The organism is Bradyrhizobium sp. CCBAU 51753, assembly GCF_015291565.1.
Taxonomy (GTDB): Bacteria; Pseudomonadota; Alphaproteobacteria; order Rhizobiales; family Xanthobacteraceae; genus Bradyrhizobium; species Bradyrhizobium ivorense.
In genome coordinates this window covers 3,914,460-3,937,338 of the sequence record NZ_CP030037.1, presented here as the reverse complement: position 1 = coordinate 3,937,338, position 22,879 = coordinate 3,914,460, and the positions used below count along the sequence as shown (strand labels likewise).

Below are 22,879 nucleotides of genomic sequence, written 5' to 3'. Positions count from 1 at the left end.
CTGTCTGACACCATATCAGGGATATCACCGCCGCTGGATCAGGTTCTCTGACTTTCATGCAACTGTGCCACGCCTCAAGTCGCCTAAGAGGTGCCGACTGTGCGCCAAAGGTGACGTACAGCCGGCAAGCTCGCGGTTCAGACGTTGATGATGCCGTCGTGGTTTCCGTCGATCTTGATGGAGAAACTGCTGGAAGCAGTATCCCCGTCGGCGTCGGCGATCCGGACGGTGAAGTCGAGCTTCTCGTCAGGCGCCGGCTGCACCTGAGTCAGGCTGAATCCGCCGATATCGAAGGTGTTGTTATCGTTGCCGGCGATGCCATCATGGGCGCTGATATTTTCGATCAGGACGCGGTTATGGTCTGTCGCCGTCGTCCAGGTCACCTTGTCGCCGGTGCTCAACCCCGTGATGATTAGGTTGCCGTCGGCGTCGACCGTGGCGACCGGAGTAAACGTCGTGTTGCCCGTCTTGACGACAAAGTCCGTGACCGAGCCCGACGTGATGTTGATGTGGGTGTCATTGGTGAGCCCGTCGACGAAATTGACGCCCGGCTCGGCGGCGGTGCTGAAGGCCGAGATCTTGACGGTGACGGGTCCGACGCCCGGATTGGTCTGATTGACGGTAAAGGACGCCGTCTTCGCATTGAACACGTTCTGGAAGTCGATGTTGGCTTCGATATCGGCCTCGTTCTGGTCCAGATTCGGCACGAGGAAGTTCGTATTCGTGCCGGTGACGTAGGTAATGTACGCACCCTCGGTGGGATGATCGGCGCTGTCATTGAGCGCGTTGCCGTTGACACCGAACGAGGTGGTGCTCTGGGCCTGGCTGATATTGAGCACGTCCTTGGTCGTGATATTCCCGCCCTGGGACTGGTTCAGTGGATTCTCGCCGATCACCACGATCTGGGTGGAGGTCGGATCGCCGAACGTCATGAAGAGGTTGCTGCCGGATGGCGCTCCGGCGAAGCCGAAGTTCAGCTCCGCTGGCGGCAGACCGTTCAGGATATCGAAGGTGTAGCTGCCACCGGACAAGGTCAGCTTGAAGAAGTCGATGTCTCCGGCATTGTGTGTGCCGCTGTTATCGACATCCTTGAAGTAGGTGACAACCGTCCCGTTGTTGGTGATGTCCCTGAGCAGCGTCGTCTGCGAGACGGTGCCGTCCCCGACAACCAGGGATGCTGGTGAGCTGATGACGCTGTACGTCGCCGGGTCATCCGCTCCGACCACGCCGTTGAGCGTATGGGTGACGGTCGCGCCGGCGGAAAAATCCACCTGCCCGTCGGAGATGGGCCCGATCGTCGGCCCGTCGTCCTGGAACTGGATGGCATCGCCGATGCCGGTCGAGTTCGTCGCCGTATCGCCGTCGCCATCGGTCACCGTCACCACCGCCAGCAGCGCGCCGTCGGTGATCGAGATCGAGTCGTCGGCACTGGCCGCGTTCGGATGCTTCAGCGAGGCGTATTGCGCCACGCTGACGACACCGGACGTGCTGTCGATCGCCACCGCGAAGGCTGCCGCCCCCGCAGCAGAGCCGATCCGTCCGACCACCAGACTGCCTTCCTTGAACAAGAAGATGCTGGTGCCGGCCGTCGTGTCGAGGCCGGAATCCACGCCCGCGGAAGACACCGCCAGCGAGAATGCGATCGTCCCGCCCTCCTGGTCCGCGCCAAGCGAGCTTCCGGTCGAGCTGACGACCGGCGTGGCATTCTGCGCGAACCCGGACGGACTCAGGTCGGTGCTGACATTGGTCACGCCCGAGAACAGCGTCGCCACCGCTGCAGCGGTGGTGTCGTTGGCGTCCGCCTGGACACCCGCGGTCTCGTCATGCGCCACCGGCGCTGCGCCCTGCACGATCGCGGCCGTCGGCCCGTCGTCCTGGAACTGGACGGCGTCGCCGATACCGGTCGAGTTCGTCGCCGTATCGCCGTCGCCATCGGTCACCGTCACCACCGCCAGCAGCGCGCCATCGGTGATCGAGATCGAGTCGTCGGGATTGGCCGCGTTCGGATGCTTCAGCGAGGCGTATTGCGCCACGCTGACGACGCCGGACGTGCTGTTGATCGCCACCGCGAAGGCCGCCGCTCCCGCAGCAGAGCCGATCCGTCCGACCACCAGACTGCCTTCCTTGAACAGGAAGATGCTGGTGCCATTCGTCGTGTCGAGGCCGGAATCCACCCCTGCGGAAGACACCGCCAGCGAAAATGCAATCGTCCCGCCGAACGAGTCGGTGCCAAGCGCGCTTCCGGTCGAGCTCACGACCGGGGCGGCATTCTGCGCAAAGCCGGACGGGCTCAGATCGGTGCTGACATTGCTCACGCCAGAGAACAGCGTCGCCACCGCTGCAGCGGTGGTGTCATTGGCGTCCGCCTGGACACCCGCGGTCTCGTCATGCGCCACCGTCGCTGCGCCCTGCACGATCGCCGCCGTCGGCCCGTCATCCTCGAAGTGGATGGCTGTGCCAACCACGGTGCTCGCGGCGTTGGCGCTGGACAGGCTGAAGCCGCCGATATCGAAGGTATTATTGTCGTTGCCGCTGATGCCGTCGTTGTCGCTGATGTTCTGGATCAGGACGCGGTCGTGCGTTCCGTTCGTCGTCCATTGCACCTTATCCCCGGTGCTCAAACCGGTGATGATCAAGTCGCCATTGGCATCGATCGTGGCGGACGGGGTAAACGTTACGTTGCCTTTCTTGACCACGAAGTCGGTGAGCTTGAATGACGTGATGCTGACATGGGTGTCATTTGTCAGCCCGTCGACGAAATTGACCCCCGGCTCGGCGGTGGTGTTGAACGCCGAGATCTTGACGGTGACGGGTCCGACGCCCGGGTTCGTCTGGTTGACGGTAAAGGACGCCGATGTCGCGTTGAACACGCCCTGGAAGTTGATGTTGGCTTCGACATCGGCCTCGTTCTGGTCCAGATTCGGCACCAGGAAGTTCGTGTTCGTGCCGGTGACATAGGTGATGAATGCGCCTTGACCGGGATTGATCGCATTGCCGTTGACGCCGAACGAGGTGGTGCTGCCGGCCTGGCTGATGTTGAGCACGTCCTTGGTCGAGATGTTTCCGCCCTCGGATTGATTCAGCGGATTCTGCCCGATCACCACGATCTGGACCGAATTGGGATCGCCGAAGGTCATGAAAAGGTTGCTGCCGGAGGGGGCACCGGCGAAGCCGAAGTTGATTTCTTCGCTGACCGCGACCTTGACGTTGTTGCCTAGGTCGAGCGAGTCGTCTGGATTTGTCGTAATCGGATGCCGCAGCGGCTCGTACTCGATGGTCCAGAGCTTGCCGCCGGTCACCGGACTGCCGGTCTCCTCGATATAGACCGCGAAGACGATGACGCCGGCGGAAGTCTTTCCGAGCAAGATGTTGTCGTTCACGGTGTCCGTGTACAGAAAGACTTCTTCGCCATCGGTGGTGAAGATGCCGCTCGATGCGCCGTTCAGCGCGGCGCCGTTCGCATCCGTGAAGGAGATGTTGCCGACTGAGCCCGTGACGCCGCTGATGGAGAACACGTTGCCGCTGCTGACCGCCTGGTTGATCACCGTGGTCGGGGCACTAAGTGCCGTCAGCCGACTTGCAAACGCCGCAGGAAGCGCCGTGCTGGTATCGTCATTCTGCAGACCAGCGGTTTCGTCGAGAACAACGGTCGTACCGGTGGGAGTGACTGAAAGTGCCATGAGAACTCTCCTTCAAAATGAAGATGGTGAGCTTGCACTTCAAAAATGCCGCGCGCTCGCTCTCCGGCGATCCGTCGCGGTCGCCGGGAGGGCACATCAGTTCCTGGCAGTCCATGCAAATGCGGCGTAGCGGGGGCTTGCTCCTACCTCGCGCACGCGCGTTCTCCTCCGCCTGAATCAATCGCGGAGAGAGGTACCTGCAACAAAATGCTCGAAACGCCCTTGCATGCTAATTCCCTCGATCTGCCGCAGGCAGCTGCGAACCCAAATAGAGGGGCATACGAAATGCAAAAAATAAAAAATCGGAACCAGACCTGCGTTTGGAACCTTCCAGTAAGGGAGCGAGACAATTCGCGGTAAATTGCTAAAAGGCATTACCCCGTTGGGATGAGACGCATCGCCTCACATCGGTTTTGATAGAACAACGATGAAGTCGACCTGCACGTGTGTCCACAGCGAGGGCTTACGGCGTGCCGATAAGTCCACGCGATGGTCATGCAACAAGCGCTTTGGCAGCTCGGCTGCCAAAGCGCTTGTTGCTGCCCGAGGCCGGCATGAGTTGCCCTCGCCTCAACGCCGTCCGTCAGTCAAAAAAGCCGAGCTTCGGGATTCCATGAGGCACGTCGGCCCTGCCCATTCACGCCGCGGCGGCATCGTGCTCCAGCACGGCCTGCGGCGGGTTGCGAAAACCGATCCCGATCCGGTTGTAGGTGTTCATCAGGCCGATCGCGATGGTCAGGTCGACCAGCTGCTTCTCGCTGAAGACCTTGCGCGCTGCCACGTACTCCTCGTCCGGGATCGCGGTCTCGGCGACGCGGGTGACGGTCTCGGCCCAGGCCAGCGCCGCGCGCTCCTCGGCGTCGAACAGCACGTCGGCTTCGCGCCAGACCTGCAGCACCGCCAGCTTCTCGACCTTGACGCCCATCTTCAGCAGGCTCCGCGTATGGGAATCGAGGCAATAGGCGCAGCCGTTGATCTGCGAGATGCGCAGATAGACCAGCTCGACCAGCCGCGCGGAGAGGCCGCTCTGCATGATGTAGCCGTAGACGCCGCCGAGGGCCTTGATGCCGGCCGGCGCGACCTTGTTGTAATCGATGCGCAGGCTCATTGCTTGTGTCCTTCGTGATCGTAGGTGGTCAGCGCCTTTTCGCTGCTGTCGACGACAAACGTCGCCAGCAGCTTCGCCGGCTCGGTCGCGCTCACGTTTCGGGTCAGCACGTGGTGAGCGCCCGGCGGCTCGAAGAAGCTGTCGCCGGCCCGATAGGTCCGCGCGGGTTCGCCCTCCAGCTGGCTCTCGATCGCGCCCGAGAGGATATAGACATAGAGAAACGCCGATTTGGCGTGGTGGTGCGGCATCGACGTCGCGCCCGGCGGAAAGGTGACCTCGACCGAGACCAGCGATTTTCCGGGGATGTTGGTGATGACGTGCTCGAATTTCGGCGTCACCGTCTCAGGGGGCTTCTGCGCCAGCGCGGGTGTCGCAAACGCCGTGCAGGCCAGCAGCGTCGTCAGTAAGGTCTTCATGTTCTGCCTCCATTGCTGACCGATAGATGCGGGCGCGGAGGGCCAAAAAGTAGCACCAAGAACCAACCGAATTGGTGTACCACGGGCCATGCCCACCCCGCTCCCCATCGCGCTCGACCGCTCGGCCAGGACGCCGCTCTCCGAGCAGATCCGCAGGGCGATTGCGGTGGCGATCGACAATGGCGTGCTGCTGCCGGGCGCCCGGCTGCCGTCGTGGATCGACCTTGCGGCACAGCTCGGCGTCGCGCGCGGCACGGTGCGGGCGGCCTATGAGAAGCTCGCCGACGCCCAGCACATCGTCTCGTCGAAGACGAACGGGACCACGGTCGCCGGCCGGCGGAAGGCCGCAAAGCCGGACACGCCGGTCGCTCCCGGATCGGTCGTCGAGATGTTCCAGGATCTGAGCGGCCAGGGCATCTTCCGGATGGGCGTCCCGGCGCAGGATTCGCTTCCCGCAAAGCTGCTGGCGCGGATTCGCGCCCGCGCCGTGCGCGCCGAATTGAGCGCGGTGACCCGCTACAGCGATCCGCGCGGCGAGCTCGAGCTGCGCCGCGAGATCGCCGCCCATCTGGCGATTGCGCGCGGGATCGAATGCTCGCCGGCGCAGATCGTGATCACGTCGGGCTTCAGCGGCGGACTTGGCCTCACGCTGCGGGTGCTCGGTCTCGAAGGCCACCGCGCCTGGATGGAAGACCCGGGCTTTCCACTGACCAGAAAGGGACTCGAGCTGGCCCGGCTCGACCTGGTCCCGATCCCGGTCGACGACGCCGGCATCGATGTCGGGTACGGCATTGCGCACGCGCCCGATGCCGCGCTTGCCGTCGTGACGCCGGGACAGCAGGCCCCGCTCGGCCCGCCGCTGTCGCCGGAGCGGCGCGCGCGGCTGCTCGACTGGGCCGCGCAGGCCGGAGGGTGGATCATCGAGGACGACTATCTCGGCGAGTTGCAGCTCGACGGGCGCGCCGCGCCGGCGCTGGCCTCGCTCGACCGGCAGGGCCGCGTGATCCATCTCGGCTCGTTCAGCAAGACGATCTCGCCGACGCTGCGGCTCGGCTTCCTGGTGGCGCCGGAGCCGCTGGCGGCGCAGTTCGCCGACGTCGCGACGTGCCTGGCGCCGGCGCCCGGACCGTCGGTGCAGCTCTCGACCGCCGAGTTCATGCGCGAGGGCCACTACATCCGTCACCTCCGGCGCACCAAGCGGGCCTATTGCGACAGCCGCGATGCACTGACCGCGAGCCTGCGCGCTTTCACCAACGACGTGCGCGTGGCCGGCCTCGCCGTCATGCTGACGCTGCCGGACACCACCAATGACGTCGAGATCGCGCGGCAGGTGCTGGCGCATGGGCTTGCGCCGGCGCCGCTGTCGCCCTGGTATAGCGCGCCGGAGCGCGCGCAGTCCGGCCTGCTGCTCGGCATTGCGACCGTGCCCGATCGCGGCGTCCGCACCGCATGCAAGCGGCTGTTCGATGCGATCCGCAGCCCCGCTGCGCGGCCGCCCCGTCGCGTCAGAGCCCCGGCAGGCCCGTAAGCTTCAGGCTCAACGCGCGCAGGCGCTTGCGCGCATCCGCGTCATAGGCCTGCGGATGGGCGCGCGCCTCGCGCATGCCGTCGAAGAACAGCCCGCTCCGGTCAGCGACGTCGTCGCCGTGCACCAGATGCAGGATGGCGTCGCCGCCCTGCTCCACGGTCGACATCGGCGTGGCGCCGCTGATGCGCACCATGGTGGTGTTCATGTAAGTCGCCGGATGCAGCGAATTCACCGTCACACCCGTTCCCGCGAGCGCTTCGGCGAGATCAATCGTGAACATGATCTGCGACAGCTTGCTCTGCGCATAGGCGCGGGCGCCGCTGTAATTGCGTGTGATCATCACATCGTCGAAATCGATCGGGTGCTGGCCGATCGACGCAACATTGACGATGCGCGCCGGCGCGCTCGCCTTCAGCCGCGGCAGCAGAAGATGCGCCAGCAGGAAGCCGGCGAGATAGTTCACCGCAAAGCGCAGCTCGTGGCCGTCCTTGCTGGTTTGCCGCGCCGGGCCTTCGTTCTGCGAGCCGATGCCGGCGTTGCTGACCAGGACATCGAGGCGCTCCTGATCGTCGAGCACCAGCTGGGCGAACTCGCGGACCTCGGCGAGCGAGGACAGATCGGCCTGGTAGAACATCGGCTCCTTGCCGCTGACGCGCTTGATCTCGTCGCACAGCGTTTGCGCCCGCTTGGTATCGCGGCCGTGGATCAGAACCCGGGCGCCCCTGGATGCAAGCTTCATGGCGACGTAGCGGCCGACGCCGTCGGTGGAACCGGTGATCAGCACCGTCTTGCCTGCCATGTTCATTGCAACGATCTCCTTGCGCCACCGCCAAAGATAACCGCGCGGAACCGACTTTGCCATGGCGGGCCCGGTCCGAAAGGCGCCTCGGCCCGCAGGATGGGTGCAGATTTGTCGCGCGGCCTGCGGTCGCGCGGCGCCGCGCCGCGCGTCAAGGTGGATGGGTTCTGCTATCGTCGGCGGCGACGACGAAGCGGGAACGAAATGTTTTCGATCATTTCGGACAGGATTTTGCGCAAGGCTCCCTCGCTGGAACCCTTCGGCATGCTCCTGATCTTCGGCGTGCTGACCGCACTGCCGATCATTCTCGCTGCCCGCCTGGTTGAGCCCGCACTTGTCCTGCCCGCGCTCAGCCTGTTGTTGTTCGTGCAGGCAGCCGTCGCCGCCCTTGTCGCGCATCTGATTCACGCGCGGACCAGCGTGGCGAAGGTCAATCTGTGGGATTTTGCCGGCGCGTTCACCTTCATGGGCGTTGCGGCGGCGATCCTCGGCGAGCCGGACCAGGCGGCGCTGTTCTTCGAGGAACAGGCCGCGCGGCGTCCGGAATAGAGCATGATCCGGAAAAGTGTGAAGCGGTTTTCCGAAGAAACCATGCTCAAACAAGAAACCAAGCGCGATGATCCCATCGCGCTTCGACCGTAAATCCCAGGCCGGGCCCCTCTGGCAGCCACAAGCTGCGATGTCGGACTGGAACGCAAGTTGGAGTGGCCCTGCTCGACCCTCGGCGCGACCTCGCGCCGTGGCGGATTTGCCGTTCGCGTGACGGCAACAACCAATTGAGTCGAATTGGATCCACTCCCCAGACCGCAAGGGGAGCCGACCCATGTCCGAACTATTCTCGCCCGACCTGTTCTCGCTCGATGCCCTCAGCGCGCTGCTGCAGGTCGTCCTCATCGATCTCGTGCTCGCCGGCGACAACGCCGTGGTGATCGGCCTCGCCGCCGCAGGCTTGCCCGAAAAGCAACGCACCAAGGCGATCCTGATCGGCATCGGCGCGGCGACCCTGCTGCGCATCATGTTCGCGGTCGCCACCACGCAGCTGATGCAGATCGTCGGCCTCCTGCTCGCCGGCGGCATCCTGCTGCTCTGGGTGTGCTGGAAGATGTGGCGCGAGCTCCGCGCGTCCGCTCACGAGGCCACCGCGGAACATAGCGCGGACGGCACGGTGCCGCCGCGCAAGACGCTGTGGCAGGCCGCGACCCAGATCATCGTCGCCGACGTCTCGATGTCGCTCGACAACGTGCTGGCGGTCGCTGGCGCGGCGCGCGAGCAGCCGATCATCCTGGTGATCGGCCTCGTGCTGTCGATCGCGATGATGGGCGCGGCCGCCTCCTTCATCGCGAACCTGCTGCAGAAACACCGCTGGATCGCCTATGTCGGCCTCGCCGTGATCCTCTACGTCGCCATCGACATGACGGTGCGCGGCATCGCCGACGTCGTCCAGGTCGCGCCGGCGTGATCGCTCAGGCCGACTTCGGAATAATGGAAGAGTAACGGTGAGTTGCCCGACGTGTCAAGTGGCCGTCGAGCGCCGGCAGCCGCCGGCTACTTTGCATGGGGTTGTTTTCGCGGTTTGGCCCTGCGCTCCCTCCCCGCAAGCGGCAGAGGGAGCGCAGCGCCGTCGCGGAACTAGTGGATTTCCGCCGAGCGCTTCAGCGCGTCCTTCAGCTTCTCGAGCGAAAAGTCCTTGCTGCGCGCGATCTCGAGGATCGGCGTTTCGCGGCGGCCGCAGAGCTCGGCCGCTTCCGGCAGCTTCGCCGCCAGTTCATACGGGATCACGATCGCGCCGTGGCAATCGGCGTGGATCAGGTCGTCGGACCGCACCGTCATGCCGGCGACGCGGACCTCGCCGCCGAAGCTTTCGGCGTGCACCCAGGCGTGCGACGGGCCGATCGAGCCGGCCAGCGCCTGGAAGCCCGGCGCCCATTGCGGGATGTCGCGGATCGAGCCGTCGGTGATGACGCCGAGGCAGCCGAGCGCCTTGTGCACGTTGCTCTGCACCTCGCCCCAGAACGCGCCGTAGCCGACGTCGGGGCCGTCGATGTCCTGGATCACCGAGATGCGCGGACCAAAACCGGTGCCGACATATTCGTAGTATTCGATGCGGCGCTTCGACTGCTCCTCGGCCGACAGGCCGGATTTGAGCACCGAGCGGATCGCGACGGTGCGGGCGTAGCCGACGATCGGCGGCAGCGTCGGGAACGGGCAGACCAGCGGCTTCACCGTGTAGCCGATCAGGCGGCGTTCCGGCGCCACGACCTCCATCGCGTTGCAGATCGTCGGCGTGTCATAGCGCGCCAACGCTTCGAGGACGGATGCGGGCAGCGGGGCGGAAGCGGATGTCGTCACGGCGTTTCTCTCCTGGTTTTCGGCGTTCGCGAGGCCGGCTTCAGGCTATAGCCGAGATCGAGCGCCGACCCAACCGAGGCCCGCGAATGGCTGATATTTGAGAAGATGCGCCGCTCCCTCACCGTCATTGCGAGCGAAGCGAAGCAATCCATCCATCCGCATATGAGGCGCCATGGATTGCTTCGCTTCGCTCGCAATGACGTGGATGGGCTCCACTCCCTCACCGTCACCCTGAGGTGGCCGCTTCTTCAGCGGCCCTCGAAGGGTCGACGGCCCGACTGTGGCCGTGCATCCTTCGAGGCTCGCCGAAGAGGCTCGCACCTCCAGCGACAAAGGCGAAGCCTTTGCGCGGGGATGACGGGTCGGGCAGATGCGTCAGTTCAGCCTTGCCGGCCGATTGTCCTGATCCGTGGCCGTGGGCGACGGCGGAAAAGTCGGCGCCGCCTCCGGCGTGGGCGCCACGGCAGCGGCGGTCTGCGCCGCAAGGCTGCGCTCGTGGTCGCGATAGGTCTTCCAGCCCCAGGGCAGGCTGATCAGATAGGCCACCGTGCCGGCCGAGAGGATGTGCCAGGGATAGCCGATCAGGAGCGCGACAAAGACCACGACCGCGACGAACACCGGCAGCACCATCTCCGGCGGCACCCGCATCTTCACCGTCTTGCCAGAAAACACCGGCAGCCGCGACACCATCAGGAATGCGATCAAGAGCGTATAGAACGCGGTCAGCGTCGCCGGCGGCATCGGCACGCCGAGGAAGGCGAGATAGACCGGCAGCAGCACCGTGATCGCGCCGGCCGGCGCCGGCACGCCGGTAAAATAGTTGGCGGCGAACGCCGGCTTGTTCGGGTCGTCGATCGAAGCGTTGAAGCGCGCAAGGCGCAGGCCGCCGGAGATCGCGAACACCATCGCGGCGATCCAGCCGCCATTGTTGAGTTCGTGCAGTTGCCAGAAATACAGGATCAGGCCCGGCGCGACGCCGAAATTGACGAAGTCAGCGAGGCTGTCGAGCTCGGCGCCGAATTTCGACTGCCCCTTGATCATGCGCGCGACGCGGCCGTCGATGCCGTCGAGGATCGCGGCGAACACGATCGCGGCGACCGCAAGCTCCATCCGCCCCTCGGTCGACAGCCGGATCGCGGTGAGGCCGGCGCAGATCGCCAGCAGCGTGATCATGTTGGGCACGAGCATGCGCACCGGGATCGGGCGGAACCGGCGGCGGCGATACTCGGGCGAGTTGGGGTCTGACGGCATCATGATGATGTAATATAGCAAGCGCCGCCGCCCTCCGCCATTGCGGGCGGAACCGCCTGAGCTGGCTGGCAAAACAGAGTTAATCGGCGCGGAAGGTACGGCCCGGATCGGGGGTGCGGAAATCCGCCAGCACGGTCTCGCCGGCAACCGCGGTCTGGCCTTCGGAGACCAGCGCCTTGGTGCCCTCGGGGAAATAGACGTCGAGCCGCGAGCCGAAGCGGATCAGGCCAAAGCGTTCGCCGGCGCCGATCGACTGGCCTTCCTTGACGAAGCAGACGATGCGCCGCGCCACCAGGCCCGCGATCTGGATCACGCCGATGCGGCCGTTCGGCGTCGAGATCACCAGCGAGTTGCGCTCATTGTCCTCGCTCGCCTTGTCGAGCTCGGCATTGATGAAGGCGCCGGGCCGATAGGCGATGCGGTCGATGCGGCCGGCAACGGGCGCGCGGTTCACATGGCAGTTGAACACGCTCATGAAGATCGAGACCCGCGGCAACGGGCGGTCGCCGAGGCCGAGTTCGGCCGGCGGCAGCGCCTGCCCGACCATCGAGACGCGGCCATCGGCCGGCGACACCACGATGCCGTCGCGCACCGGGGTCACGCGCACGGGATCGCGGAAGAACAGCGCGCACCAGATCGTCAGCAGCGTGCCGAGCCAGCCGAGCGGGGTCCAGATCCAGAACAGGATCAGGCTCGCCAGCGCAAAGCCGCCGATGAAAGGATAGCCCTCGGGGTGGATCGGCGGGATCTGCGCGCGGATGGAATTGGCGATCGACATCTGATCTCGCTTTGATCTCGCTGTGGTACCCCGCCCCACTGGCGGGAGAGCGCCCTAGATCGACTATTCCGCGGCGGTCGGCAAGGGTTTCTCGCCTCGGTCAGCCGCGGAATCCTCGGCCGGTTCGGCGACCACCGGCGGCAGGCGGTTCGGCGCCGAGCCGTTGTCGTCGACCTGCGCCAGCCGTTCGCGGGCCGCCTCGGCCTCGCGCTGCCGGTTCCACATGCTGGCGTAGAGGCCGTCGGCGGCCAAAAGCCGCGCATGGGTGCCGCGCTCGGCGATCCGGCCCTGGTCCAGCACGATGATCTCGTCGGCGCCGACGATGGTCGACAGCCGATGCGCGATCACCAGTGAGGTGCGGTTGCGCGAGACCCGCTCCAGCGCGCCCTGGATCTCGTGCTCGGTGTGGCTGTCGAGCGCCGACGTCGCCTCGTCCAGCACCAGGATCGGCGGCGCCTTCAGCACGGTGCGCGCGATCGCCACCCGCTGCTTCTCGCCGCCGGACAGCTTTAGGCCGCGCTCGCCGACCTGGGTCTCGTAGCCCTGCGGCGACAGCCGGATGAAACCGTCGATCTGCGCCAGCCGCGCCGCCTCCTCCACCTCGTCGTCGCTGGCGCCCCAGCGGCCATAGCGGATGTTGTAGCGGATGGTGTCGTTGAACAGCACGGTGTCCTGCGGCACCATGCCGATCGCCGCGCGCAGCGAGGTCTGCGTCACTGCACGGATGTCCTGGCCATCGATCAGGATCCGGCCGCCGGAGACGTCATAGAGGCGGAACAGCAGCCGCGAGATCGTCGACTTGCCGGCGCCGGACGGACCGACGATCGCAACCGTCTTGCCTGCGGGCACCTCGAAGCTGAGGCCTTTCAGGATCGGCCGGTCGTGTTCGTAGGAGAAGCGGACGTCCTCGAAGCGCACGCTGCCGGAAGACACGGCGAGCGGCTGTGCGCCCGGCGCGTCCTTCACCTCGGGATCGCGCGCCAGCACCTCGAACATCTTTTCGATGTCGATGATCGCCTGCTTGATCTCGCGGTAGACCATGCCCATGAAATTCAGCGGCTGGTAGAGCTGGATCATCATCGAATTGATCAGCACGAAATCGCCGACGGTGTGGGTGCCGTTGCGGATGCCGAACGCGCACATCACCATGGTCGCCGTGAGGCCCGCGGTGAAGATGATCGCCTGCCCGGTGTTGAGCACGGCAAGCGAGGTATAGGTCTTCACGCTGGCCCGCTCGTAGCGCTCCATCGAGCGGTCGTAGCGCTTCGCCTCGCGCTCCTCGGCGCCGAAATATTTCACGGTCTCGTAGTTGAGCAGCGAGTCGATCGCCTTGGTGTTCGCCTCGGTGTCCGACTCGTTCATGTTGCGGCGGATCTCGATCCGCCACTCCGTCGCGACGTAGGTGAAGTACATGAACACGACCACGGTGAGCAGCACCGCCAGCACGTAGCGCCAGTCGAACTGCCAGAGCAGCACCGCCGCCAGCAGCGCGACCTCGACGATGGTCGGGATCAGCTGCAAAATCACCATCCGCACAATGGTCTCGATCCCGGAGCGGCCGCGCTCGAGGATGCGGGTCAGGCCGCCGGTCTTGCGCTCGAGATGGAAGCGCAGCGACAATTCGTGCATGTGCACGAAGGTGATGTAGGCGAGCCGCCGCACCGCATGCATAGCGACGCGGGCGAAAATGCCGTCGCGCCACTGCGTCAGCACCGCCATGATGATGCGCACCGCGCCGTAGCTGATCGTCATCAGCACCGGCGAGGCGATCAGCCACAGCAACCAGTCGGATGGCGCGACCGGCGCCGAGCCGGCGCCGCTCAGCGCATCGATCGCCCATTTGAAGGTGAACGGCACCGACAGCGTCGCGAGCTTCGCGAACAGCAGTAGCACCACCGACCAGACCACGCGCATCTTCAGATCGTCGCGATCGCCCGGCCAGATATAGGGCCAGAGATGGACCAAGGTGCCGAACAGCGTCGCCTTGTCGGCGGGTGTCGCGGCTGTCCTTGGCGCGACCGCGGGCTTGTCAGGTTGCGGCGGCGCCATCAGAAGCCCGCCCGCACCGGAACGGCGCGCCGGCCCGCCGCCACATCTTTTCCACTGTTTGCCATATTGCCCGTCATATAGATCGTTTGAATGCCGCGTACAGACTTGTGGCGAAAATTGTTCGCGATTCGCGGGAATTTACGGGATTTTTCGGCTCACCATCCCCATATGAGAGTCTTGCGCGGTTTTCGCTGCAGTGCCACAAGGATCGCATGAAACAAATCAAGACCGACCAAATCAAGACTGTCTGTGTCTATTGCGGCTCCGGCCCCGGTAACAATCCCCGCTTCGTTGAGGCTGCCATTGCGCTCGGCAAGGCGTTTGCCGAGAACAATGTCCGCCTGGTCTATGGCGGCGGGTCGGTCGGCCTGATGGGCGCGGTTGCAAGGTCCACGCTGGATCACGGCGGCTCGGTCACCGGCATCATTCCGGAATTCCTGCGGGCGCGCGAGAACGCGCTGACCACGGTGCAGGAGATGATCGTCACGCCCGACATGCATGAGCGCAAGCGGCTGATGTTCGAGCGCTCGGACGCGTTCGTGGCGCTGCCCGGCGGCGTCGGCACGCTGGAGGAACTGGTCGAGCAGATGACCTGGCAGCAGCTCGGCCGTCATCACAAGCCGATCCTGCTCGCCAACATCGACAACTTCTGGGAGCCGCTGCTCTCGCTCTTGAGCCACATGCGCACGACCGAGTTCATCCGCGGCACGCTGGACGTCAACGTGCTGATGGCCGACCGCGTCGACGAAATTTTGCCGAGGCTGCGTTCAGCGCTGGCGCGCACGCCGGAGGCCGCGAAGGAACTCGCACCCGAAGTGGCGCGACGGCTCTGATCTTGGGTCTCTTAGGGCACGTTTCGTGCGATATCATCCCCGTCACCCTGAGGCGGCCGCTTCTTCAGCGGCCCTCGAAGGGTCGACGGCCCGGCTAGTGGCCGATTCATCCTTCGAGGCTCGCCGAAGAGGCGAGCACCTCAGGATGACGGGTGAGGCGCTCCGCCAAACTCAGCTCACTCGCTCGGAAACGTCACGGCCTCGATGCGGTTGCCGTCGGGGTCGAGGACAAAGGCGGCGTAGTAGCGCACGCGGTCGTGCGGGCGCAGGCCCGGCGCGCCGTCGGAGCGGCCTCCCGAGCTAAGGGCCGCGGCATGGAAGGCATCGACCTCGGCCGTGGTCTTCGCGCGCAGGCAGATGTGCGTGCCGCTCTCATGCGGGACCTGCGCCATCGCGGCGCGCAGATTGATCCAGAATTCGGGATAGGCCTTGCCGAAGCCGATCGTCGCGGGACGCGTGACGAGGCGGCTCAAGCCGAGCGCGGCCAGCGCCGGTTCATAGAACCTCGCCGCGCGATCGAGATCGCGGACGCCGACGGAGACGTGGTCGATCATGTGTCCCTCTCTTCCTCGTCATTGCGAGGAGCGAAGCGACAAGCAATCCATACATCCGAGCATGCGGACGATGGATTGCTTCGCTTCGCTGGCAATGACGGCCGTGCGCCGTTTACCGCCTCACGCCGGCGCGCCTGACTTCACCAGCTTGTAGAATACCGAATCCATCAGCGCCTGGAACGAGGCGTCGATGATATTCGGCGAAACACCGACCGTGGTCCAGCTCTCGCCGGTCTCGTCCGCGCTCTCGATCAAGACGCGCGTGACCGCCTCGGTGCCGCCATTGAGGATACGCACGCGGTAGTCGATCAGCTTCAGCCCCTCGATGTACTTCTGGTACTTGCCGAGATCCTTGCGCAGCGCGACGTCGAGCGCGTTGACCGGGCCGTTGCCTTCGGCGGCCGAGATCAGCCGCTCGCCGTCGACATCGACCTTCACCACCGCGAGCGCCACCGTGACGCGCTGGCCATTGGCGTTGTAGCGCTGCTCGACATTGACGTCGAACTGCTCGACCTTGAAATATTCCGGCACCTTGCCGAGCGTGCGCCGCGCCAACAGGTCGAACGAGGCATTGGCGGATTCATAGGCAAATCCGGCGGCCTCGCGCTCCTTCAGCTCCTCGACCAGGCGGGTCAGCCGCGGATCGCTCTTGTCATAGGCGATGCCGGCGCGGTCGAGCTCGGCCATCACGTTGGAGCGGCCGGCCTGATCCGACACCAGCACCTTGCGGTGGTTGCCGACCAATTCCGGCAGCACGTGCTCATAGGTCTGCGGATCCTTCAGCACCGCGGAGGCGTGGATGCCGGTCTTGGTGACGAAGGCGCTCTCGCCGACATAGGCGGCATGGCGATTGGGCGCGCGGTTCAGCATGTCGTCGAGCGTGCGCGACACCTTCATCAAGGTCGCCATCTTCTCCGCGGTGACGCCGATCTCGAACTTTTCGGCGAATTCATTCTTCAGCCGCAAGGTCGGGATCAGCGAGCAGAGATTGGCGTTGCCGCAGCGCTCGCCGAGCCCGTTGAGCGTGCCCTGGATCTGCCGCGCGCCGGCGCGCACCGCGGCCAGCGAATTGGCCACCGCCTGCTCGGTGTCGTTATGGGCATGAATGCCGAGATTGGCGCCCGGCACCTGCTTGGTCACGTCGCCGACGATGGTCTCGACCTCGTGCGGCATGGTGCCGCCATTGGTGTCGCACAGCACCACCCAGCGCGCGCCGGCGTCATAGGCCGCTTTCGCGCAGGCCAGCGCGTAGTCGCGGTTCTCCTTGTAGCCGTCGAAGAAGTGCTCGCAGTCGACCATCACTTCGCGGCCGAGCGCCTTGGCCGCAGCGACGCTGTCGCGGATCGAGGCGAGGTTTTCCTCGTTCGTCGTCTCCAGCGCGACGCGAACCTGGTAGGCGGAGGATTTGGCGACGAAGCAGATCGCATCCGCCTTGGCTTCGAGGATGCCGGCGAGGCCGGGATCGTTCGACGCCGAGCGGCCCGGCCGCCGCGTCATCCCGAAGGCGGTGAAGCGGGCATGGCCGAAATCGGGCTTCTTGCTGAAGAACTCGCTGTCGGTCGGGTTGGCGCCGGGATAGCCGCCCTCGACGTAGTCGATGCCGAGCTCGTCGAGCATTTTGGCGATCACCTGCTTGTCCTGCAGCGTGAAGTCGACGCCGTTGGTCTGCGCGCCGTCGCGCAGCGTGGTGTCGAACAGATAGAGGCGTTCGCGGCTCATGCGTGGCCTCCCGGGGGCGAAGGCGCCACAGCATCGAGCGTCTTCTGCATCGTGGTGTTGGCGAGCCATTCATCGCCGACGGTGACGGTGTTGCGCTGCTGCGGGACGTAGCCGCGCTTGCGGAAGAAATCGAACGCGGTGTCGCTGGCATCGACCTTCAGCATCTTGGCGCCGCGGGCGCCTGCGATCTTCTCCAGCGCCTCGCACAGCGCGGCACCGACGCCCTGCCCCACCGCGCTCGGATGCACGTAGAGCATGTCGATGTGGTCGGTGCCTTTCAGCGAGGCGAATCCAACAGGCGATCCCTGCAGCGTTGCGATCAGCGTGAGTTGGCCGGCGAGCTTCTTGCCGAACGCAGCCTCATCCTCGGCAGCCTGCGCCCAGGCCTCCTGCTGCGCCTCGCTGTAGTCGTCGCCGGTCAGGTCCATGATCGAGGCCGCGAAGATCGCCGCCAGCAGCGGCGCATCCTCGGGCAGATATGGGCGCAATGCGGGGGCGGAACGGCTCATCGCGCAACCTCCCAGGTGGTGCCTTCCTTGGAGTCCTTGATCACGACACCCATCGCGGCGAGCTGGTCGCGAATGCGATCGGACTCCTTGAAGTCCTTTCGCGCCCGCGCCGCGGTGCGCTCGGCGATCAAGGCTTCGACCGCACTGGCATCGACGCCGCTCGCCTGCTGCTTGCGGCTCTTCCAGGCCGCGGCGCTCTCCGACAGGAAGCCGAGCATGCGGAGCGAGCCGGCAAGCTCCCTACGGCTCGCTTCGCTGCTCGCCGACGCGTTGCGCAGGCCATGCAGCACGGCCATCGCCTGCGCCGTGTTGAGGTCGTCGGACAGCGCCTCGAGCATGGCCGGCGACGGCGCGCCGGGCTCGATGTCGGCCGCGACCGCATACCAGTCGTCGAGCGTCTTCGCGCTCTCCTCCGCGCTGCGCACGGTCCAGTCGAGCGGCGAGCGATAGTGCGTCTTCAGCATCGCGAGCCGCAGCACCTCGCCCGGCCAATCGGCCAGGAGATCGCGGATGGTGAAGAAGTTGCCGAGCGACTTCGACATCTTCTCGCTCTCGAGCTGGAGAAAGCCGTTGTGCATCCAGACGTTCGCCATGCGGTCGGAGTGGAACGCGCAGCAGGTCTGGGCGAGCTCGTTCTCATGGTGCGGAAACACCAGGTCGATGCCGCCGCCATGGATGTCGAACCTTTCGCCGAGATGCTTCCAGGCCATCGCCGAGCACTCGATGTGCCAGCCGGGCCGGCCCTCGACCGCGATGGCGGCCGGCGACGGCCAGGACGGCTCGCCCGGCTTCGCCGGCTTCCACAGCACGAAGTCGGTGTGGTCGCGCTTGTAGGGCGCAACATCGACGCGGGCACCGGCGATCATCTCGTCGAGCGAGCGTTTTGAGAGCGCGCCGTAGCGCGGCAGCACCGAATTGGCGGCATTCATCGCCTGCGGCGAGAACAGCACGTGATCCTCGGCGACATAGGCAAAGCCGCCGGCGATCAACTTCTCGATGATCGCGCGCATCTCCGAGATGTGCTCGGTGGCGCGCGGCTGCACCGTCGGCGGCAAGCAGCCCAGCGCGGTGACGTCGTCCTGGTATTGCTGGTAGGTCAGCTCGGTGACCTTGCGGATCGCCTCGTTGAGCGGCACGCCGGGATAGTCCCGCGCCGCGCGCTCGTTGATCTTGTCGTCGACGTCGGTGATGTTGCGGACATAGGTCACGTGGTCAGCGCCATAGCGATGGCGCAGCACCCGGAACAGCACGTCGAAGACAATGGCGGCGCGGCCGTTGCCGATATGGGCGAAGTCATAGACCGTCGGTCCGCAGGCATACATGCGGACGTTATTGGCATCGAGCGGCACGAACGGCCGCTTCTCCCGGGTCAACGTATCGTAAAGGCGCAGTTCCATAGGCCCATCCCTTGCGGCCGGGCGTCCAATGATCTCATGTCGATTGAGAAAAGACGGCCTCAGCCAGCGAATCGCTAGCTAATAATCTCGCGGCAAATGCTGCAGATGGCGAGGTGACCGTTCATGGTTCCACCTCTCTCACGGCCCCTCCATGACGTCAAGGGGCTGTTTTTGGCGGTTTTGCCCGCCGATCCGAGCAGCAAGATCGCGCCAGCCCCTCATGGTTAATCATTATTAAGCATTTGGGCGTATCTGGTGCCCGTGCAGATTCTCTCGCATTTCATTGGTGCCCCATGGGACGTTTTCAGGGACGTTTTTCAGCATTGATTGCCGGCGCATCCTTCCTCATCTCCTCGGCCGCACTGGCCGACAGCCGCATCTTCATCATCGCCAACCAGGCCGACGGCTACGGCATCGACCAGTGCCTGGCGCGCGGCGACAAATGCGGGGCATCGGCCGCCCGCGCCTACTGCCAGTCGCGCGAATTCGCTCAGGCCACCAGCTATCGCCGGGTCGATCCCGACGAGATCACCGGTGCGGTTCCGCACGCCGCGAACCAGAAGTGCCACGGCAATGTCTGCGGCGAGTACGTCGCCATCACCTGCCAGCGCTGAGCTCATATCAACCGCACCGGAAATCAGCCGCGCCGCTCGCGGCGAATTCGCCTCAAGCGGCTGGTCAGGCCGGGCTTTTGCCACACCGGTGCCCCGGAAACGACGTGACGCTGCCCAGAGAACAGGCTATTGCAGGGCAGCCTTGGCCGCGCGCTTCGGCGTTGATCGCCGCGCGGCGTCGTTTTAATGGCCGGATATGCCCAAGACCTCCTATCGTCGCTTCTCCCGCTGGCTCCTGAGCTGCGCCGTGCTGGCCGGCATCGCCCTGCCCGCCTCGTACGCCTTCGCGCAGCAGCAGATGAATCCGCCGGGTCCGCCCGGTCCGCCGCCGCAGCAGCAGCAGACGCAGCCCAATCCGCTGTGCAGCCGGCTCGAGGGGCAGCTGGCGACGATCGACCGTGGCGGCGGCACCGGCGATCCGGCGCGTGACGAGCAGATCCGCCGCTACCAGGATGCCGCCACGCGGCAGCAGGGCGAGCTTGACCGCGTGACCGCGCAGGCCCGGCGCATGGGCTGCGACAGCTCCGGCTTCTTCTCGCTGTTCAACAACAACTCGGCGCAGTGCGGCCCGGTCAACAACCAGATCCAGCAGATGCGCGCCAATCTCGACCAGATGACCGCCAACCTCGAGCGGCTGCGCTCCGGCGGGCTCGGCGGCGCCGACCGCGAGAACCAGCGCCGCTCGGTCTTGACCGCGCTCGCGCAGAACAATTGCGGCCCGCAATACGCCGCCGCGGCGGCGCGCGGCCCCGGCAACTTCATCGAGAACCTGTTCGGCGGTGGCGGCAACAGCAACAACCCGCTGCCGCCGCCCGGCGCCGACTATGCCGGACAGTCCGGCACCTTCCGCACCGTCTGCGTCCGTACCTGCGACGGCGCCTACTTCCCGGTCTCGTTCGCGACCTCGCCGGCCCGCTTCCCCACCGACGAGCAGGTCTGCAAGGCGCAGTGCCCGGCCACCGAGGCGTCGCTGTACGCCTATCGCAACCCTGGCGAAGACATCAACCAGGCGGTGTCGATCAGCGGCCAGCCCTACACCTCGCTGCCCAACGCGTTCAAATACCGCACCGAGTTCAATCCCTCCTGCTCCTGCAAGCCGGCCGGCCAGAGCTGGGCCGAGGCGCTGAAGGCGGTCGACGACAAGGCCGCGGTCGAGCAGCAGGGCGACATCGTCGTCACCGAGGAGAGCGCGCGGAAGATGCAGCAGCGCGCCCAGGAGCGCGCGGCGAAATCAGCGCCCGCCGGCAAGAAGGGCGCCCCGGCGACGGCGCAGCAGCAACCTGCTGCGGCCGAGACGCCGCCTCCCGCTGCGCCCGCCGGCGGCGATGGCCAGATCCGCACCGTCGGACCGACCTTCATCCCACCGAAGCAGTAGGTAGGAGCCTTTTTTGGAGCATGATCTCTTCGGAAAACCGCTTCGCACTTTTCCGGATCATGCTCACCCCTCGAACGCCTCCGCCGACGCGCGCGAGGTGCGCGTCAGCAGCGTCTCGTCGGGCGCCGGCAAAACCTTGCCGAAGTCGCGAAAGCGGTTGGTGATGGGATAGCGGCGGTCGCGGCCAAAATTCTTGCGCGTGACCTTGACGCCGGGCGCGGCCTGCCGCCGCTTGTATTCGGCGATGTTGAGCAGACGGTCGATGCGGGTGACGACATCGCGGTCGAAGCCGGCGGCGATGATGTCGGCCAGCGGCTCCTCGTGCTCGACGAGGCGTTCGAGGATCGCATCAAGCATGTCGTAGGGCGGCAGCGAATCCTGGTCGGTCTGGTTCTCGCGCAATTCCGCGGTCGGCGGCCGCGTGATGATGTTGGTTGGGATCACCTCGCCCGATGGCCCGAGCGCGCCGTCCGGCTTCCAGGAGTTTCGCAACGACGACAGACGGAACACCTCGGTCTTGTAGATGTCCTTGATCGGGTTGAAGCCGCCGTTCATGTCGCCATAGAGCGTGGCGTAGCCGACCGACATTTCCGACTTGTTGCCCGTCGTCACCACCATGGCGCCGGTCTTGTTGGAGATCGCCATCAGCAGCGTGCCGCGGGCGCGGGCCTGCAAATTCTCCTCGGTGATGTCGCGCTCGAGGCCGGTGAACACCGGCGCCAGAATCTTCTCGAACCCGTTCACGGCATCGGCGATCGGCAGCACCTCGTAGCGGATGCCGATCGCGGCCGCGAGCTTGGCGGCATCGTCGAGCGAGACCTGCGCGGTGTAGCGGAACGGCAGCATCACGCCGCGCACCTTGTCGGCGCCGAGCGCGTCGACCGCGATCGCGGCGCACAGCGCGGAATCGATGCCGCCGGAGATGCCGAGCAGCACGCCCGGAAACCCGTTCTTGCGGACGTAGTCGCGCAGGCCGAGCACGCAGGCCGCATAATCGGCCTTGTCGCCCTCGAGCTGCGGCGTGATCGGCCCGGAGCAGCGCCAGCCGTCCGCGGTCTTGCGCCAGACCAGCGTCGTGATGTTCTCCTCGAACGCCGGCAGTTGCGCCGCCACCGAGAGATCGGCGTTGAGCGCGAACGAGGCGCCGTCGAAGATCAATTCGTCCTGGCCGCCGACCTCGTTGAGATAGACCAGCGGCAGCCCGCTCTCGGTGACCCGCGCCACCACGATCGAGAGCCTAAGATCGGCCTTGTCGCGCGCGTAAGGCGAGCCGTTCGGCACCACCAGGATCTCGGCGCCGGTCTCGGCCAGGCACTCGACGACGTTCTCGTATTCCTCGGACTCCTCGAGCCAGATGTCCTCGCAGATCGGCACGCCGATGCGCACGCCGCGCACCGTCACCGGGCCCGGCGCCGGGCCGCGCGCGAACAGCCGCTTCTCGTCGAACACGCCGTAGTTCGGCAAATTGGCCTTGAAGCGCAGCGCCGCGATGCGGCCGCCGTCGAGCAGCGCGCAGGCATTGTAGAGCTTTTCGTCCTCGACCCAGGGCGTGCCGATCAGCATCGCCGGCCCGCCATCGGCGGTCTCGCGCGCCAGTTGCTCGATCTCGGCCCGGCAGGCCGCCTGGAACGCCGGCTTCAGCACCAGGTCCTCCGGCGGATAGCCGGCGATGAACAGCTCCGAGAGCACCACCAGATCGGCGCCGTCGGCTTTGGCCCGCTCGCGCGCGGCGCGCGCCTTGGCGGCGTTGCCGGTGACGTCGCCGACCGTCGGGTTGAGTTGCGCCAGGGTGATCTTGATCTGTTGTTCGCTCATAACCTCATGTTGTCCTTCGCAACCGCAAACTTCAATCGCCTTCCGGTCATGGTGCGATTGCAGAAATCGCCCGGCGAGCGTCAAGGTACGAGCTCTGCTCGGGGA

General features: G+C 65.6%; 19 protein-coding genes. 6 read left to right on the top strand and 13 right to left on the bottom strand.

Annotation, left to right across the window (positions count from 1 at the left end; all coding sequences use genetic code 11):
* Positions 1–137 precede the first annotated feature (137 nt).
* The 3 genes from XH93_RS17430 to XH93_RS17420 all read right to left on the bottom strand — a co-directional run bounded on the left by XH93_RS17430 (position 138) and on the right by XH93_RS17420 (position 5,204).
* A complete protein-coding gene (locus XH93_RS17430; RefSeq protein ID WP_194474467.1) occupies positions 138–3,680 on the bottom strand; it encodes a DUF5801 repeats-in-toxin domain-containing protein in 3,543 nt (1,180 codons plus the stop codon).
* A gap of 637 nt (positions 3,681–4,317) precedes the next feature.
* Positions 4,318–4,788: a carboxymuconolactone decarboxylase family protein gene (locus XH93_RS17425; RefSeq protein WP_194474466.1), complete on the bottom strand. Its 471-nt coding sequence runs from the start codon at positions 4,786–4,788 to the stop codon at positions 4,318–4,320.
* Positions 4,785–5,204 (bottom strand): cupin domain-containing protein, encoded by a 420-nt coding sequence (locus XH93_RS17420; RefSeq protein ID WP_139482701.1) that lies wholly within the window; start codon positions 5,202–5,204, stop codon positions 4,785–4,787. Before XH93_RS17420 ends, XH93_RS17425 begins: the two co-directional genes overlap by 4 nt.
* 88 nt (positions 5,205–5,292) lie before the next feature.
* Between XH93_RS17420 and XH93_RS17415 the strand changes: the two genes are divergently transcribed.
* Positions 5,293–6,732: a PLP-dependent aminotransferase family protein gene (locus XH93_RS17415; RefSeq protein WP_194474465.1), complete on the top strand. Its 1,440-nt coding sequence runs from the start codon at positions 5,293–5,295 to the stop codon at positions 6,730–6,732.
* Here XH93_RS17415 and XH93_RS17410 read toward each other — a convergent pair.
* The gene (locus XH93_RS17410; RefSeq protein ID WP_194474464.1) at positions 6,710–7,537 is read right to left on the bottom strand and encodes an SDR family NAD(P)-dependent oxidoreductase; all 828 of its coding nucleotides are present in this window, start codon (positions 7,535–7,537) and stop codon (positions 6,710–6,712) included. The two genes, XH93_RS17415 and XH93_RS17410, sit on opposite strands and share 23 nt — an antisense overlap.
* Before the next feature lie 105 nt (positions 7,538–7,642).
* Between XH93_RS17410 and XH93_RS17405 the strand changes: the two genes are divergently transcribed.
* Positions 7,643–8,080, top strand: a complete 438-nt coding sequence (locus XH93_RS17405) for a hypothetical protein (protein ID WP_244622268.1) — start codon at positions 7,643–7,645, stop codon at positions 8,078–8,080.
* Between the two features lie 274 nt (positions 8,081–8,354).
* Positions 8,355–8,990 carry a TerC family protein gene (locus XH93_RS17400; RefSeq protein ID WP_194474463.1) on the top strand — a complete coding sequence of 212 codons (636 nt, stop codon included), beginning with the start codon at positions 8,355–8,357 and terminating at the stop codon, positions 8,988–8,990.
* Positions 8,991–9,160: 170 nt separating this feature from the next.
* Here the strand turns inward: XH93_RS17400 and XH93_RS17395 are convergent, their stop codons facing one another.
* The 4 genes from XH93_RS17395 to XH93_RS17380 form a co-directional block, all read right to left on the bottom strand.
* Complete coding sequence (locus tag XH93_RS17395; RefSeq protein ID WP_194474462.1) at positions 9,161–9,880, bottom strand: RraA family protein; 720 nt, start codon at positions 9,878–9,880, stop codon at positions 9,161–9,163.
* 375 nt (positions 9,881–10,255) lie between these two features.
* On the bottom strand, positions 10,256–11,131 hold the full coding sequence (gene pssA / locus XH93_RS17390; RefSeq protein WP_194475206.1) for a CDP-diacylglycerol--serine O-phosphatidyltransferase: 876 nt from the start codon (positions 11,129–11,131) through the stop codon (positions 10,256–10,258).
* Positions 11,132–11,210: 79 nt separating this feature from the next.
* Positions 11,211–11,909, bottom strand: coding sequence for a phosphatidylserine decarboxylase (locus XH93_RS17385; RefSeq protein ID WP_139482696.1), 699 nt, complete (start codon positions 11,907–11,909; stop codon positions 11,211–11,213).
* Between the two features lie 63 nt (positions 11,910–11,972).
* Positions 11,973–13,958, bottom strand: a complete 1,986-nt coding sequence (locus XH93_RS17380) for an ABC transporter ATP-binding protein/permease (protein ID WP_194474461.1) — start codon at positions 13,956–13,958, stop codon at positions 11,973–11,975.
* Between the two features lie 212 nt (positions 13,959–14,170).
* Between XH93_RS17380 and XH93_RS17375 the strand changes: the two genes are divergently transcribed.
* Positions 14,171–14,791, top strand: a complete 621-nt coding sequence (locus XH93_RS17375; protein ID WP_139861486.1) for a TIGR00730 family Rossman fold protein — start codon at positions 14,171–14,173, stop codon at positions 14,789–14,791.
* Between the two features lie 176 nt (positions 14,792–14,967).
* Here the strand turns inward: XH93_RS17375 and XH93_RS17370 are convergent, their stop codons facing one another.
* The 4 genes from XH93_RS17370 to cysS all read right to left on the bottom strand — a co-directional run bounded on the left by XH93_RS17370 (position 14,968) and on the right by cysS (position 18,970).
* Positions 14,968–15,345: a VOC family protein gene (locus XH93_RS17370; protein WP_194474460.1), complete on the bottom strand. Its 378-nt coding sequence runs from the start codon at positions 15,343–15,345 to the stop codon at positions 14,968–14,970.
* A 120-nt stretch (positions 15,346–15,465) separates the two neighbouring features.
* Complete coding sequence (gene cimA / locus XH93_RS17365) at positions 15,466–17,064, bottom strand: citramalate synthase (RefSeq protein WP_194474459.1); 1,599 nt, start codon at positions 17,062–17,064, stop codon at positions 15,466–15,468.
* Complete coding sequence (locus tag XH93_RS17360) at positions 17,061–17,573, bottom strand: GNAT family N-acetyltransferase (protein ID WP_194474458.1); 513 nt, start codon at positions 17,571–17,573, stop codon at positions 17,061–17,063. Before XH93_RS17360 ends, cimA begins: the two co-directional genes overlap by 4 nt.
* A complete protein-coding gene (cysS, locus tag XH93_RS17355; protein ID WP_194474457.1) occupies positions 17,570–18,970 on the bottom strand; it encodes a cysteine--tRNA ligase in 1,401 nt (466 codons plus the stop codon). Before cysS ends, XH93_RS17360 begins: the two co-directional genes overlap by 4 nt.
* A gap of 293 nt (positions 18,971–19,263) precedes the next feature.
* Between cysS and XH93_RS17350 the strand changes: the two genes are divergently transcribed.
* Together XH93_RS17350 and XH93_RS17345 are read left to right on the top strand one after the other, a co-directional pair.
* The gene (locus XH93_RS17350) at positions 19,264–19,584 is read left to right on the top strand and encodes a hypothetical protein (protein WP_194474456.1); all 321 of its coding nucleotides are present in this window, start codon (positions 19,264–19,266) and stop codon (positions 19,582–19,584) included.
* 196 nt (positions 19,585–19,780) lie between these two features.
* On the top strand, positions 19,781–20,959 hold the full coding sequence (locus XH93_RS17345) for a DUF2865 domain-containing protein (RefSeq protein ID WP_194474455.1): 1,179 nt from the start codon (positions 19,781–19,783) through the stop codon (positions 20,957–20,959).
* Between the two features lie 63 nt (positions 20,960–21,022).
* Here XH93_RS17345 and XH93_RS17340 read toward each other — a convergent pair whose 3' ends face one another.
* On the bottom strand, positions 21,023–22,774 hold the full coding sequence (locus XH93_RS17340) for an NAD+ synthase (protein ID WP_194474454.1): 1,752 nt from the start codon (positions 22,772–22,774) through the stop codon (positions 21,023–21,025).
* Positions 22,775–22,879: the final 105 nt, after the last annotated feature.

Excerpts from the sequence above, each read along its gene's own strand:
- XH93_RS17430 (WP_194474467.1), bottom strand. The coding sequence starts at position 3,680 with ATGGCACTTTCAGTCACTCCCACCGGTACGACCGTTGTTCTCGACGAA.
- XH93_RS17425 (WP_194474466.1), bottom strand. The coding sequence starts at position 4,788 with ATGAGCCTGCGCATCGATTACAACAAGGTCGCGCCGGCCGGCATCAAG.
- XH93_RS17420 (WP_139482701.1), bottom strand. The coding sequence starts at position 5,204 with ATGAAGACCTTACTGACGACGCTGCTGGCCTGCACGGCGTTTGCGACA.
- XH93_RS17415 (WP_194474465.1), top strand. The coding sequence starts at position 5,293 with ATGCCCACCCCGCTCCCCATCGCGCTCGACCGCTCGGCCAGGACGCCG.
- XH93_RS17410 (WP_194474464.1), bottom strand. The coding sequence starts at position 7,537 with ATGAACATGGCAGGCAAGACGGTGCTGATCACCGGTTCCACCGACGGC.
- XH93_RS17400 (WP_194474463.1), top strand. The coding sequence starts at position 8,355 with ATGTCCGAACTATTCTCGCCCGACCTGTTCTCGCTCGATGCCCTCAGC.
- pssA (WP_194475206.1), bottom strand. The coding sequence starts at position 11,131 with ATGCCGTCAGACCCCAACTCGCCCGAGTATCGCCGCCGCCGGTTCCGC.
- XH93_RS17385 (WP_139482696.1), bottom strand. The coding sequence starts at position 11,909 with ATGTCGATCGCCAATTCCATCCGCGCGCAGATCCCGCCGATCCACCCC.
- XH93_RS17380 (WP_194474461.1), bottom strand. The coding sequence starts at position 13,958 with ATGGCGCCGCCGCAACCTGACAAGCCCGCGGTCGCGCCAAGGACAGCC.
- XH93_RS17375 (WP_139861486.1), top strand. The coding sequence starts at position 14,171 with ATGAAACAAATCAAGACCGACCAAATCAAGACTGTCTGTGTCTATTGC.
- XH93_RS17370 (WP_194474460.1), bottom strand. The coding sequence starts at position 15,345 with ATGATCGACCACGTCTCCGTCGGCGTCCGCGATCTCGATCGCGCGGCG.
- cimA (WP_194474459.1), bottom strand. The coding sequence starts at position 17,064 with ATGAGCCGCGAACGCCTCTATCTGTTCGACACCACGCTGCGCGACGGC.
- XH93_RS17360 (WP_194474458.1), bottom strand. The coding sequence starts at position 17,573 with ATGAGCCGTTCCGCCCCCGCATTGCGCCCATATCTGCCCGAGGATGCG.
- cysS (WP_194474457.1), bottom strand. The coding sequence starts at position 18,970 with ATGGAACTGCGCCTTTACGATACGTTGACCCGGGAGAAGCGGCCGTTC.
- XH93_RS17350 (WP_194474456.1), top strand. The coding sequence starts at position 19,264 with ATGGGACGTTTTCAGGGACGTTTTTCAGCATTGATTGCCGGCGCATCC.
- XH93_RS17345 (WP_194474455.1), top strand. The coding sequence starts at position 19,781 with ATGCCCAAGACCTCCTATCGTCGCTTCTCCCGCTGGCTCCTGAGCTGC.
- XH93_RS17340 (WP_194474454.1), bottom strand. The coding sequence starts at position 22,774 with ATGAGCGAACAACAGATCAAGATCACCCTGGCGCAACTCAACCCGACG.